This is a genomic window from Polaribacter sp. R77954 (assembly GCF_044595335.1).
Lineage (GTDB): Bacteria > Bacteroidota > Bacteroidia > Flavobacteriales > Flavobacteriaceae > Polaribacter.
Genome location: NZ_CP138992.1, coordinates 3,486,655 through 3,501,364, shown reverse-complemented (window position 1 = coordinate 3,501,364; position 14,710 = coordinate 3,486,655). Strand labels below are relative to the sequence as shown.

Here is a 14,710-nt window from a genome sequence, read left to right as displayed (position 1 = left end):
TATTTTAATAAAATAATATTTCGGCATAGTACAGGATACAAATCAACTTAGTATGCAGTAAAATTATAAATTAACAAACTTAAAATACAATTATGCAAGCAATTTTAGGCGTTTTATTTCATTCATTAGGAGGTGTTGCAGCAGGTAGTTTTTACATGCCATATAACAAAGTAAAAGGTTGGTCTTGGGAAACCTATTGGATGGTTGGAGGCGTAATGTCTTGGTTAATTGTCCCGCCAATTGCAGCTTATTTAACAGTACCTGGTTTTGTAGAAATTATAGCAACAAGTTCCAATACTATTTTAGGGTTTACCTTTTTAATGGGATTACTTTGGGGTATAGGTGGTTTGACTTATGGTTTAGGAGTGCGTTATTTAGGAATGTCTTTAGGAAATTCGGTTGTACTCGGATTTTGTGCTGCTTTTGGTGCTGTTATACCTTCTATTTATTATAATTTTAATCCGCAAGAAGGTAAAACTTCATTTACTGAGATGTTATCTTCTACAGGAGGACAAGTTGTTTTACTTGGAGTTTTAGTTTGTCTTTTAGGAATTGCACTTTCTGGAAAAGCAGGAATGCTAAAAGAAAAGGAATTATCAGAAGAAGAAAAGAAAAAGAGTGTTTCAGAATTCAATTTGATAAAAGGATTAATTGTTGCAATCTTATCAGGAATTTTAAGTTCCTTTTTTAGCTTTGGTATTGAAGCAGGAAAACCATTAGCAGATGCAGCTGTAGCAGCAGGATATGATCATTTGTTCGCTAATAATGTCACTTTTGTGGTGATTCTTTGGGGTGGTTTAGCTACTAATTTAGTTTGGACTACCATTTTGAGTATCAGAAATAAATCATACAAAGATTTTACAAATAAAAGTACACCAATCCGTAATAATATTTTATTCTCTGCATTAGCAGGAACCATATGGTTTTTACAATTTTTCTTTTACGGAATGGGCGAAAGTAAATTAGGAAATGGAGCAAGCTCTTGGATTTTACATATGTCTACTATTATTTTAACTGCCAATCTATGGGGAATTTATCGAAAAGAATGGCAAGGTGTAACCAAAAAAACAAAATGGACCATAACATCAGGAATTGTAGTGATTATTTTATCCGTTGTTTTGGTGGGTATTGGTAATTCAATTTAAATTACCACATAAAATATGTTTGTTTAACTTTTCTAGTTTTTGTTAAATTCCCTTTTAAAATCATAAACCATCTCTTTAATAATTTCTTTTGGATTTCCATCCGATAGACTCTCAAAAGAGACGTAACCACGAAAGTCATGTCGCTTTATCATTGACGCCATTTTTGACATGTCAGTTCGTTTTTTTTCTTGATTGTGATACACATGTTCTTTGATAAACCAATAATTAGCATAAGGTGCCAATTTTTCAGCTTCTGCATACGGATCATTTGTAGTTCTTAATCCAGAAATATCTAATATAAGTCCAAACCATTCAGAGTTAACTTTCTCTAGTATTTCGATTACTTCATCGGCTTTAAATAAGAACTCATTATGGTTTTGTAGTCCAACAATAACGCCTGTTTGTTCACCATATTTAGCACAAAGTTTGTATTCTTCAATAAGCCATGTTTTTACTTGTTCTTTTGAGTATCCGTCAGGTAAATTTCTACCTGTGAAAACTCGTAGAATAGAAGAGCCAATCATAGATGAAATATCTAGCCAATTTTTAATCATTTCTTGATCCTTTTTTCTAGATTCTACATTTGCGGTTACAAAATTGTTCCTCACACCTGTCCAAGAGATATTTAACCCAAGTTCTAAAGCTCTTTTCTTTAAAGTAAAAATTTCATTTTTTTTCGGTAAACGTGGATAAGAAGAAAAATAATAGGCGGTTAAATCAACAGCATTTAGGCCAATTTCTGAGGCAAATTCCATCATGTCAAATAAATTCATTTTGCCACTACGAAATTCGTCATTAAAAGAATAAGCATTAACACTGTACTGTATTCGTTGTGCAATAGGTTCTATTGAATCTTTGGCAGCTGCAGTCAAAATTGTAGGTGCTACAAAAAGTGCTGGAGTGAATATTAGCTTACGAAGCGCGTCTCTTCTATTCGTATTCATTATATTTTATTTGTTTAATAAATCAATTATTTTTTTCCATATTTCTTCACTTACCTTCATCCCCTCTTTTTCGTTCTTAATCTTATTTATAAGTGATCGTTCACCAGGATAATAAGTCTTTCCATTTGGTTGAGTAGGAGTAACATCTCGAGTATAAGCAATGATTTCTTCAGTAAGTTTTTCTTGAAGTTCATTATCATTATAAGTATTAGGGTTAATACATAGGTAAATTTGAGACACCCCATATTCATGTGGTTCTAATCCAAGTTTGTAAGTTGATTTTCCTGCTGAAAGTAGTGTAGCGAGTATGTCTAAAACCATAGAGAGTGCAGAACCTTTCCAATAACCTATGGGTAGTCCACTTTTAGTGGTCAAAATTTCCTCTGGATTTCTTGTGAGATTGCCATTGGTATCCCATCCTCCATCAAAAGGCAAGGATTGATTATTCAATTTATATTCGTTCATTTTTCCAAAAGAAAATTGACTCATAGCCATATCAAGTACAATGTGTCCTTTTTTTCTAGGTATAGAAATCACTAAAGGATTGTTACCAAGTCTTGCTTCTTTGCCACCCCATGCAGGCATGTTAGGTTCTGTGTTTGTAAAAAGAATACCTATACAGTTTTGTTTTGCCATCATCCAACCATAATAGCCAGCTCGCATCCAATGATTGGTATTTCTTAGAGCCACTAATCCCATTCCGTTTTCTTTAGCAATCTCAATAGCGCGATTGGTACATTTTATAGCGTTTATAACCCCAGAACCTAGTTTACCATCCCATCGTTCAATACAGCCAAAACTTTCTACTTTTTCAGATTCAATATCTTTGTTGATTAACCCTAGTTTCAATTGTTCAATAAAAAAAGGAACCCTGTTAATACCATGGGAATTTACACCATGTAAGGTGTTTTCTGTATGAACCTCAGCTAATAGTTTCGCTTTTTCATCAGTAAACCCATATTTACTAAAGAGCGAAGTAAGAACGTCATTCATTTCTTTACTTTGAATAGTTTTGGTCATGTATTCTTTTTTATGTTATGCTTTAATTTTTTGAGTCAAAACAATATAATATTTGCGTTTAAAATTCTTTGTGTTTAGTCCTGGGTTATTTGCTTGAAAGTCAAAAGTAATGTAAATTCTTTTTAATAAAAATTTTAAAAAAGAGAGGACAGGACATCACAGGATGTTAATATTATCAATAAATATTAGTTTCGAGAAAATATATTCAACAATAAATTATTGATAATGAAAAAATTAACCTTTATAAAAAAATATGTTTTTCTTTTATTGAGTTTTACCTTGATCATCCATACACAAGGTCAAGTAAAATTATCTACCGATTTTACAAGTGAAACTGACAAGAAATTACCAATACACGATGTTTGGAACGTAGCCAACAGAATTAGCCCAAGAAATGGTTCTAATATTCGTCCAGGACTTAAAATGAATATTGTTAGAATGATTGGAGGCATTAATAAAAAAGTAAATGGTGAAAATGCAAAAGATTTAGATTATGATCCTTGTTTATACGATTCTATCAATAATAGATATGTGTATAGATGGGATCCATTAATAGATAGATTAAATAAAGTAGTGAATTCTCAAACAGAAATTTTACAAATTGCTTTAGATCAACCACCTTGGGCTTTTCAACATGGATATACTTTTATTCCAGAAGGTACAAGGGATAATATCAATTTTAGGGAAAATGAAAGAATGTCTATCTATGGAAACTCTCTACCTCCAGCAGATAAAGTCGCTTATCACGATTTTATAAAAGCGTTGATGACAAAATTGGTAGAAACCTATGGAGAAGAAAAAGTGTTGTCTTGGCGTTTTAGAGTAGGTTCAGAAATTGAAACACCAGATCACTGGTTTGGTACCAAACAAGATTTTATAGAACATTTTGCAAATACAGAAAGTGCAGTAAGAGCTATTTTACCTAATGCTAAGGTTGGATTGCATACTAGAAATCCTGGGTTTTTATATAAAAACGGAACTATTTTAAACTACAAAGGCGAACCTTATGCGTCCTTTATTGAAGGTCTTATAGACTATAATCATGCAAATAATATCAAATGTGATTTCTGGGGATTATCAGATTACATTATAATTGGTAATGGTAATCTTAGAGATATGAATGGGAAGTATACCAAAAATTTTGCACCATTAATCAATAATCCTAAATGGAATCCTGAAACTTCTATAGATATAATGGAATATTCTACTGTTACTACAATGAATGGTGCAGATGGTAAAGGTTATATTACTTGTGAAACTTCGCATAGAGAAATCGTAGAACTGATTTTTTCTAACACTTATTATAAGCATAAAGACAAAGGTTTAGAATTTATTTACAGATGGGGAAATAAAACAGGAACTGAAGATCCTGATGCTATAAAAGAATTAAATACAATGGTAGATTTAGTTCGTTATGAAACCAGTATTTCAGGAAACCCTAATACATCAACAAACGAGTTGGATGCTATTTTTGCTAAAAATGATACAAAAGATGAGTATGATGTATTAATCTATAATTACAATAGTAGTTCTATTAATTATAGAAATGCTGAAACTGTTGAGGTAGCATTTACAACAGATTTACCTGTGGGCACAACATTATATTACAGAAGTAAGGCTTACGGAAAAGAGAATAATAAACTTCAGAATTTTTTAATTAATAATGCAAACTACGTAATGAGTGGTTTTGATTCTAAAGGAGCTCCAGACCGTACTTTAACAGAGGCAGGTTATACAGCTTATCAAAATTATGAAAATCCAAATCCTTCTGTTTTTACAGAATGGAAAACCATTACTACTAAAGCAAGAACTGATGGAAAATCTGGATCTGAAGTTAATATTTCTACTGAAATAGGTTCTTTTGCTTTTGAAAAATTCGAATTTAGACCAGAAGCTAATTTTGTAGAAGCCATTACTCCAGCAACCTATGTTTGGTCTACTACAGATGATTTTTCTGCTTGGTCTGCTGTAAAAAATGGTATGACAATCAATACAGAGAACGATAAATTAACTATAGATTTCTCTTCTAATGTTTCTTGGCCTATGCTAGCCATAACTAATTTAAATATAAATGCGAGTTTGTATGGTACGTTAAGAATTGTAGCGAAGAATAGTACAGATAAACCAGATTTGCAAATGGCACCAAATGCGCCAGGTACAACTTTTGCATCAGGTAGAAAAAAAGAAACGATACCTAATGATAACCAATGGCATACAATTAATATTAACTTGACAAACTGGGGATTATGGTCGGGTACTATTACTGAATTTAAGTTTTATAATAATTTTACTTCAGGAAGTCTTGTTTTTGATCGTATCGAATTTATTCCAATAAACCCAACCACACATACGATAACACTTAGCAAAGAAGGGCAAGGTCTTTTAAATTACAGCAGTGGAACTGCACTCAATGGGCAAGAATTGCGTTTGAATGCCATTGCAGATAGTGGTTGGGAGTTTCAAGGTTGGGAAGGAGATATTACAAGTACTGAAAATCCATTAACTGTAACAGTAACATCAGATTTAAATATCAAAGCAATTTTTTCTAATGGTCAATTATCTGTTGATAAAAATAGTTTACAGAAAATTACTGTATTTCCAAATCCAAGTAACAATGGGGTGTTTCAAATAAAAAATCAAACTCTTCAAAGTTGGCAAGTATTCTCTATTACTGGAAAAAAATTAATAGAAGGAAAAGGGAATAGAATAGATATTTCTGCTTACGCAAAGGGTATTTATATTTTAAAAATCAATAATGCTTTTGTAAAGTTATTGTATTAAAAAAAGAACAACACTATAAATTTATAAAAAGCAAATATCATTTTAATATTGATATTTGCTTTTTTTGTTTTCATAAAAAAATTATTACAGCTGCTAAAATAAAATACTCACTTAAAAATTGAGACTGACTTTTCAATTTTTATTATAATTCAAAGAATTTAAATAAAATATATTTAGATGAGGAGTCTACAGGATACTTTTTACACATATACTTTTTAATATAGTAGTCTAAATAAAAAATCGACAAACTTCAGGTTACGATGATATATTAAATTGAGAAGAATTTATCAATCAAAAAATTAAAATATCGGTACAAAGTAATGAATAGCAAAAAAGAATTTTACAGTGAAACTAAAAGTATAGGAGTTTTATTTTCTCTCTTTTTCCTTTTTACAATATCAATAACTTCTGTAAATGCACAATCTCAATGGATTTGGCAACAAGAAGATGGACCAGCAAATACTTGGATGGCGTTTCGAAAAACCATTACTATTGATGCTGTTCCATCAGAAGCAATTGTAAACATTGCTGTTGACAGTAAATATTGGCTTTGGATCAATGGAGAGATGGTATTATTTGAAGGTGGATTAGCAAGAGGCGCTGCACCAAATACCACCTATTACGATCCAGTTGATTTGGCACCTTACTTAAAATCGGGTGAAAATACCATAGCCATTTTAGCTTGGTATTTTGGACGTACACGAAAGTCACATTTAGATAGTGGTAAAGGAGGTTTGTATGTTTCTGCTGATTGGAATGCCGATTTAAATACAAATACCTCCTGGAAAATGAAATTACATCCAGCCTATGATCCAAATAGTGGTGGAGGTGGGGAAGATAATAGAATTACCCCTTATAGTGTAAAATTCGATGCGCGAAATGCATTGGGAGATTGGACAGATAATGCTTGGTATACTGAAGGTTATGATGATAGTAATTGGGATACTCCTACAGAAAAAGGAGGAATAAATAGTCAGCCTTGGGGCAATTTGGTAGAACGTGCCATTCCTCAATGGAATGATAGAGGATTAACAGATTATCCATCAATGACAGTAAATGGTGCTGCAATCCAGCTCCCTTACACAAATAATTCTGGTTCTACTATAACTGTAAAAGCAAAACTCCCTTTTAACCAACAAATTACACCCTACATAAAGTTGAATGCTACATCTGGTAAAACTGTTGTTATTGATACTGATAATAATTTGCATTTATTAAAATCAACTTATATTTCTAAAAGTGGTGTTCAAGAATTTGAAGGATATACTTGGTTCAATGGACATTTTGTAGAATACAGCATTCCTTCAGGATTAGAAGTGCAAGAACTAAAATATCGTTGGACAGGTGTAGGTGAAATGACTGGAACTTTTGAATGTGATGATCAATTTTATAATCGTTTATGGTGGATGGCTCGAAATACTTTATATATCTGTGCAAGAGATGGATATATGGATTGTCCTGATAGAGAAAGAGCTTTATGGATTGGAGATGTGGGTGATCAAACAGGAGCAATTTTCTATACTTTAGATGAAGCAGGAAGAAAATTATTAAAGAAAGCTATTGACAATACCATTAACTATCGAAGAGGAGATATTATCGAAGGCTTAACACCAGGTTTTGGTAGCTTTCAAACTAAAACTGCCGAATTTGCAGCACAAAGTCTTCAGTTTATTGACAATGTGGTTTGGCAATATTATTATAATACTGGTGATAAGGCTACTGTTGAAAATGCGTATCCAGCTATATTAACGTACTTGAAATTATGGAATATGGCTTCAGATGGTATGCCAGAAAACAGGATAGGAGGCGTAAGTTGGACAGATTGGGGTAGCGATCGTGATTCACACGCAATAAGAGCTACTTCGTATTATATCGCGCTAAAAGCAGCCAAAAAAATGGCTATTGTATTAGATAAAACTGAAGATATATCTTGGTATGATGCTAGAATTAATAGCATTAAACAAAACTACGTTCAAAAATATTGGAGAGGAAGTAGCTATAATACTTCAGGAAACCCGATAGAAGAACGTGTTAGTTCTCTTGCAGTAATAGCAGGTTTAGCTGATGAAAGTCACTATGAAACTTTAGTAGATGAAGTGTTATTCCCAGTTAGAAAATCAAGTCCACATTTTGAATGGTTAGCAGAAGAGGCGTTGATGCAATTAGGGCATCCAGAAAAAGCATTAACTAGAATGCGAGAGGTATATGATTTTCAGGTGGATAACCCGAATTTAACCACTTTATACGAACGTTTTGAGAGTGATCCAAAAGGTAGTTTGGGTACACCAAACCACGCTTGGAATGCGCCTAATTATATAATGTCACGTTATATAACAGGAATTAAGGCTACAGAAGTGGCTTGGGCATCTTACGAAGTGTGTCCAACTTTAGCGAATTTAACTTCTTTTAAAACTACAGTACCTTCTGTTAAAGGCGATATCTTAGTTGAAGTTCAGGCAGGTAAAACAAATTTTAATTTAAAACTAGAATCACCAGATAACACTTCAGCTGTAGTAGGAATCCCTAAAACCAATACAGAGATTTTTGAGGTTACTGTTGGAGGTGTAACTGTTTGGAAAGAGAATGCATTTGTAGATGGAGTTCAAGGAATTACTTTTAATAGTGAAGATGATGCTTTTCTAAAATTCAATGTAATACCTGGATCTTGGGAGTTTGATGCAAGTGTATTTGTAGACTATGCTCCCGAAATTTCGTTTATTACACCTAATGCAGATAGCGAAATTGAAAAAGGCTATTCGTCTCTAGATATTGAGTTAAATGTTAGTGATGATGAAGGCATTGAAAAAGTAGAATTGTTTCTTGATAATCAATTGATAGCTACAAAAACAACTGCTCCTTTTAATTTTTCCTCATCTAGTACATCATCATTATTAGATTTAGAAGGTGGAGAATATGAAATAAAAGCTATAGTTACAGATACTGATGGTAAAACAGCTGAAGCAAGTACAACGTTTAAGGTTTTAGATAAAGCAGGTATTTTTACAAACAAACTGCTATTTTATTTACCCTTAGAAGAGAATGGTACTGATGAAAGTGGAAATGAGAATAATGCAACTATGGGATCTGCTGTAACTTATGCAGATGCAAAATATGGTAAAGGAGCAGCATTTAGTTATATAGAAGGGTCTTATTTTACATCTGCAAATAATGTTTTCGAATACAGTGCTGAAACTGCATATACAATTGCATTTTGGTTGAAGGTAACAGATTACACAACTCGTGGAGATATTTTGCAACCAACTAATGGGCGTACCTTACTATATTCTAATGGTGCTGATTTAAGTTTTAGGTCTTCGCATCAAAAAAAGTCCATTTCTTTTAATGTAGATAACAATGAAAAAGATGACTGGTTGCATATTGCTTTGGTGATAGACCAAAGAGAAGGACAAAGAGAACATAAGTTTTACGTAAATGGTGAGCAAAGAGGTAGTATTGCGCAATATGATGAATTTGAAACAGACAAACCTAAAGCTTTAGGTAGATTAATTTTCGGTTCGTTTTCGTCAACGCAAATCGTGAGAAACTTTACTGGGATGCTAGATGAAGTGTATATGTTTGACGATGCACTTTCTGAAACGGAAATTAATGAAGTAATGAATATTGAAAATCTTCAAGAATATCTTTCTAGCCTTAGTATTGTAGAGAATAGTTTTAAGAATAATAAAGTAAAATTATTTCCAAATCCTGCAAATCAAACAATTACAATCATTAGTGATAAAATAGTTAAAGCTAAAGTGTACGATTTATCTGGAAGAATGATAAAAACATTCACTGTAAATAATAGCACTTTAGATGTATCTTCTTTGAGTGATGGAGTATATATAATGCAAATGAAAGATGTAGACGGTAAACTTTACGAATCAAAATTTATCAAACAATAGGATAATAATATGAAAACGTAAAAAAAAACCTAATTAAAAAACATCTATTTCATTTAATTCTCATTGACAAGTAAGTACAGGATGATAATCGTTGAAAGAAAGTCTATTTTTCAACGAATATTATACGTTAATACTATTTAATAAATGAAAGCTTATACTTGTTTTTTTGCTCTTGTGTTAGTTTTGGTTCTTTTTTCTTGTGAAGAGAAAAGTCTAAAAAACCCAAACAAAAAAGATTTATTTAGCAAATTCCAAAACCCACCAGCAGAAGCAAGACCTTTTGTGCGTTGGTGGTGGAATGGAAATAAAGTAAAAACAAAAGAACTCGATAGACAATTAGAGTCGCTAAAAAGTGTTGGTTTTGGTGGGGTAGAAATTAACCCTATTGCTATGCCACTCGCATTTGATAAAAGTGAGAGATCACTAGTTTGGATGAGTGATGAGTGGGTAGATATGGTTGTTCACGCTGCACAAAAAGCCAAAGACTTGGGGATGATTACAGATATTATTGCTGGTACAGGTTGGCCATTTGGAGGAGAATTTTTAAAAGACGAAGAAACGAGTCAACGAATGGTAACTGATAAAATATTCTATAACTCAAATTCTGTAATTAAAGTTGATGAAAATTTCCTAATCAATCGTTACAAAAAAAAGTATAACAAATCTCGTTCACAGAGGCATATTAGTAAAAGAACTACTTATACTCTTGCTAACTTAGCTTTAGTTCCTGTAAATTGTAATAATGAAGATGAAATTATTAACCTTTCAGAATTCTTAGATAAAAACAATAAATTAAATTATAAAATTGAAAAATCTGGTGATTATTATCTGAGTTATGCAATAATTCAACAAAATTTTAGAAACGTTACTTTAGGCGCTCCAGGAGGTGCAGGTCCTGTAATGGATCATTATAAAAAAGAAATGACCTTAGCGTATTTGAATCGCTTAAAGAAAATTTCTGAACGTTCAGGGATTCCATTAAATCAATTAATTAGAGCCATTTTTTGCGATAGTATCGAGGTTTCTGGCGCAAACTGGACAGATAGTTTTGATGAGCTATTCTTTAACGCTTACGGTTATCAACTAAAAAAATGGATGCCTTTTGTCTTCTATTCAGCTAAAGGAAATTATGCAAATGATAAGTATTCAAACCAATTTTCATCAGAATTTAAAGATAAATTAAAGCGAGTACGATACGATTACAATAAGCTTTTGGTAGAAATATTCTTAAAAAACTTTACACAAACGTATAAAGATTTCTGTGAAGAAAATGGTGTATTGTGTAGATATCAAGCGTATGGAACACCATTTTTAATGGGGATGCTAGATGGCTATATGATACCTGATATACCAGAAAGTAACAACTGGATTTATTCTTCAGAAATGAAAGATTCTTTGTGGCAATGGAACCAAAATCATGGGTATATGACTTGGAATCTATATGCTTCTGCTGGTGGGCATTTAACCAACAAAAAGATTGTAAGTTCTGAAGTAATGACTAATACACGTGGTGTTTTTAAAACAACTCTAGAGGAGATAAAACAACACGATGATATGAATTTCATTACAGGGATTAATCATTCAATTTTACACGGTTATAATTATTCGCCAAAATCAGCACCTTTTCCTGGTTGGATTCGTTATGGTGCATATTTTAGTGAACAAAATACCTGGTGGAAACACTTGAATAGTTGGGTAGATTACAATGCAAGATTATCAGCAGTTTTTCAAAACTCACAAGCAGATAAATCGATTGCTATTATTGGACCAACTGATGATATCTGGGGAGATAAAGGTTTGGCAAGAGAACCTTTTCATATGGAACCAAAATATTTACATAAAATCTGGGAACATATCAGTCAATTAGGCTATTCTTGTGAATATATCAATCAAAATGTGTTGACTAACGCTGAAATTAAAAATGGTGAAATTGCTTTTGGAAATATGCGCTACAAATTATTGGTTTTGGCGAGTTTACAATCCATTCATCCAGAAACCGCTATTGCCATTCAAAAGTTTGTGGTTTCAGGAGGTAAAGTTGTTGTGATTGATGAGCTTCCAAAAAAATCATTGCACTTTAAGGATGCTGATAAAAACGATACAAAGGTTAAAGAAGTGATGGAAGGAGTCTTAGCTAAAAATCCAAATGCATTTATCCAAGTTAATCAGCCAAAATCTTTAAAAAACCTACTCAATTGGACAAAAGGTATTCTTGAGAAATCTGCAATTGCTCCAGATGTTGTAATGAGTAGTCCTTCTAAAAAAGTGTATCAAATTCATCAATATACGAAAGAGAAAGAATTGTATTTTTTTACAAATGTTCACAAATTTGAAACTGCAAAATTTAAGGCTGATTTTCCTGTAAAAGGGAAATATCCTTATGTATGGAATCCAGAAACTGGAGAAAGAACACCATATTATTATTATGCTAAAAATGCAAATGAGTTAGAAATTTCTTTGAATCCTTTGGAATCTTTATTGTTAGTTTTTGAAGATGAAAAACCAACAGAAATCCCATTAATCAATTCAAAAAAAGTTGAAAAATCAAAGATAGTTAATGGAATATGGAATGTTTCAGGAACTAGAGTTGATGGAAAAACCTTTACTTGGAAAATGGATGAATTGATTGATTTTAGTCAATCAGAAGACAAAACACAAAGTTCATTTGGAGGAGAAATTAGCTATACAATTAATGTAAATAACGATGGTAATTATACACATTTAGATTTAGGAAATGTAAATGGAGGAGTTACAGAATTGTATATAAACAATAAAAAAGTAGGAAAACGTTGGTATGGAAAAGCGATTTATCAAGTAAAAGATTACTTAAAACAAGGAGAAAATAAAATAGAAATTAAATACACAACAGTATTGGCCAATTATTGTAAATCACTCAACAATCCTTTAACCAAAAGATGGACTAGAAATTACAAAGATTTGGCGCCAACAGGATTAGAAGGTTCTTTAAAACTTTTAAGTTATTGATACTCTTTATACAATAATGATAGTTTCAAGTATAATTTTAAAGTTTCAGGTTGATAGAACCTTGATTAAAATCAACTTTTTTGAGGGACTGTGCAGGATACTGTTCTTAGAAAATAATAATATTTTTGAGTAACTAAAGTTAAATATTACAAGATGTTGAAGAAATTACTTTGTTTTACCTTACTACTCACTGTATCTGTATTTTCTCAAGATTATCCATTTAATTTGCCTACCAATATGGAAGCAACAATTAATATAACATCTTCGAAGACAGAAGTGTTTAATAATCTATTACTAGGTACAAATACACATCATTTTTCAACTGCAAAAGAAAAAAACTTAATAAATAAATTAAAACCAATAACCATAAGATTTCCTCACGGTTTATGGGCAAATTGGTACGATTGGCGAAGAGATGTTACTAGACTTTTTGGAGAAGAATCTTTTCAATACGAACAAGGAGTAAATAAAACGATTAAAACCAAAAAACCTGATTTATTAGCCAATATAAAGATATTTGATGCTAATAATATTAAAGTGGGTATTGATGGACTTACAAGTTTAAATGCAACAAGAAAATCTCAAACAGGTTCAGGTTTTGATATGATGTGGACATTTAATATGAGTGCTGATGGTACTGATTTTAATAATGAAAGTCCTGAAACTATAGCAAGGTATAATGATTTGATTGCTAGAGGTTTTGAGGTAAAAGTTATAGAATTGGGAAATGAAAATTTTTATCCTGGACAGAGAAGCTCAATAATACCAAATACTGATGATTATATTGCTAGGGCAAAATCGATGTCTAGAGCTTTAAAAGCTAAAGATCCTAATATAAGAGTTTCTGTACCTTTATTAAGAAGAGATAGTTGGGCAAACCCTAACTGGAATAAAGATTTAACGGAAGATCTTACGTATTTTGATGCAGTTACAGTACATACTTATGTAGGTTCAGATCCCGATGATTCTAATAATAGCGATGATGCTTATAGCACTGCACTTACTGCACGTAAATTTTTAGGAAATTCTATTTATGATTATGCTCATAAAGTGGCGCCTAATAAACCAATCTGGTTAACAGAATGGGGCGTAAAATCTGGTGGCCCAAATGCAGTTTCTGTACTAGGAATGGTAGATTGTTATATTTTTATGAGTCAAAATCAAGATGTTTTTGAGCGTGCCAACTGGTTTAGCGTAAATGGGCAATTAAACTCTCATTACGTTTGGGAAACCTATATTTCTCCTAGTGGTAAAGAGCGCCCAAGAATTAAGTATCCTTTAGAAAAAACATTATTTGGTTCAGCTTATGAAATCATTCGTTTGGCTTTGGAAAATACCACATTATTAGACAGCGACGTAGAAGTATCAAATTTAGTAGATGGAGTAAAAGCTGTTAACGCAAGAGTTGTAACAAAAAATGGTAAGACCTCCGTTTTCGTTGTAAACCTTAGTAATCAAGATGTGCCTTTCAATATAAATTTAGATGGAGAGGAATATACTGATGTATCAATTCACAAAGCGATTGCATTTAATAAAATAGATGAAGAAAGAGCTATGGGTATTGATGTAGATCCGTTAACTTTAATTAATCAAGGAAGTGAAGGAATTACTTTGCCTAAACTTTCTATAAATATTATTGAATTAAGTAATGCTACATTATCCACTTCAGAGATAGAACAAGAACAAATAATTAAAATATTTCCAAATCCAAGTAAAGGTGTGTTTAATATCAAAATAAACAATGGAGAAAAGGCACAATATAGAATTTATTCAATTAATGGAATGGAAGTTCAAAAAGGTAATTTTATATCAGAAAAACAAGTGCGTTTTGAGAATATACAAAAAGGCATTTACATATTACAATTAGAGAGTGAGCAAGGGATTTCTAATCATAAAATTATAGTAAAATAAGATAGAGTATATTAAATTTTAA

The 14,710-nt window shown here is 31.8% G+C and carries 7 protein-coding genes; 5 read left to right on the top strand and 2 right to left on the bottom strand.

Annotated features, from left to right (window positions below):
• The first annotated feature begins 92 nt into the window (after positions 1 to 92).
• Complete coding sequence (gene rhaT / locus SJY27_RS15195) at positions 93 to 1,145, top strand: L-rhamnose/proton symporter RhaT (protein WP_397445721.1); 1,053 nt, start codon at positions 93 to 95, stop codon at positions 1,143 to 1,145.
• Between the two features lie 32 nt (positions 1,146 to 1,177).
• Here the strand turns inward: rhaT and SJY27_RS15190 are convergent, their stop codons facing one another.
• A complete protein-coding gene (locus SJY27_RS15190; protein ID WP_397445720.1) occupies positions 1,178 to 2,089 on the bottom strand; it encodes a sugar phosphate isomerase/epimerase family protein in 912 nt (303 codons plus the stop codon).
• A gap of 6 nt (positions 2,090 to 2,095) precedes the next feature.
• Positions 2,096 to 3,109 carry a 3-dehydro-L-gulonate 2-dehydrogenase gene (gene yiaK / locus SJY27_RS15185; RefSeq protein ID WP_397445719.1) on the bottom strand — a complete coding sequence of 338 codons (1,014 nt, stop codon included), beginning with the start codon at positions 3,107 to 3,109 and terminating at the stop codon, positions 2,096 to 2,098.
• A gap of 225 nt (positions 3,110 to 3,334) precedes the next feature.
• On the opposite strand from yiaK, the gene SJY27_RS15180 reads away from it, so the two are divergent.
• The 4 genes from SJY27_RS15180 (at position 3,335) to SJY27_RS15165 (ending at position 14,688) form a co-directional block, all read left to right on the top strand.
• Positions 3,335 to 5,890: a T9SS type A sorting domain-containing protein gene (locus tag SJY27_RS15180; protein ID WP_397445717.1), complete on the top strand. Its 2,556-nt coding sequence runs from the start codon at positions 3,335 to 3,337 to the stop codon at positions 5,888 to 5,890.
• A gap of 320 nt (positions 5,891 to 6,210) precedes the next feature.
• Positions 6,211 to 9,792, top strand: a complete 3,582-nt coding sequence (locus SJY27_RS15175; RefSeq protein WP_397445715.1) for a LamG-like jellyroll fold domain-containing protein — start codon at positions 6,211 to 6,213, stop codon at positions 9,790 to 9,792.
• Between the two features lie 144 nt (positions 9,793 to 9,936).
• On the top strand, positions 9,937 to 12,777 hold the full coding sequence (locus SJY27_RS15170; protein ID WP_397445713.1) for a glycosyl hydrolase: 2,841 nt from the start codon (positions 9,937 to 9,939) through the stop codon (positions 12,775 to 12,777).
• A 153-nt stretch (positions 12,778 to 12,930) separates the two neighbouring features.
• Complete coding sequence (locus SJY27_RS15165; protein ID WP_397445712.1) at positions 12,931 to 14,688, top strand: T9SS type A sorting domain-containing protein; 1,758 nt, start codon at positions 12,931 to 12,933, stop codon at positions 14,686 to 14,688.
• The last annotated feature ends 22 nt before the right edge of the window (positions 14,689 to 14,710 follow it).

Excerpts from the sequence above, each read along its gene's own strand:
- rhaT (WP_397445721.1), top strand. The coding sequence starts at position 93 with ATGCAAGCAATTTTAGGCGTTTTATTTCATTCATTAGGAGGTGTTGCA.
- SJY27_RS15190 (WP_397445720.1), bottom strand. The coding sequence starts at position 2,089 with ATGAATACGAATAGAAGAGACGCGCTTCGTAAGCTAATATTCACTCCA.
- yiaK (WP_397445719.1), bottom strand. The coding sequence starts at position 3,109 with ATGACCAAAACTATTCAAAGTAAAGAAATGAATGACGTTCTTACTTCG.
- SJY27_RS15180 (WP_397445717.1), top strand. The coding sequence starts at position 3,335 with ATGAAAAAATTAACCTTTATAAAAAAATATGTTTTTCTTTTATTGAGT.
- SJY27_RS15175 (WP_397445715.1), top strand. The coding sequence starts at position 6,211 with ATGAATAGCAAAAAAGAATTTTACAGTGAAACTAAAAGTATAGGAGTT.
- SJY27_RS15170 (WP_397445713.1), top strand. The coding sequence starts at position 9,937 with ATGAAAGCTTATACTTGTTTTTTTGCTCTTGTGTTAGTTTTGGTTCTT.
- SJY27_RS15165 (WP_397445712.1), top strand. The coding sequence starts at position 12,931 with ATGTTGAAGAAATTACTTTGTTTTACCTTACTACTCACTGTATCTGTA.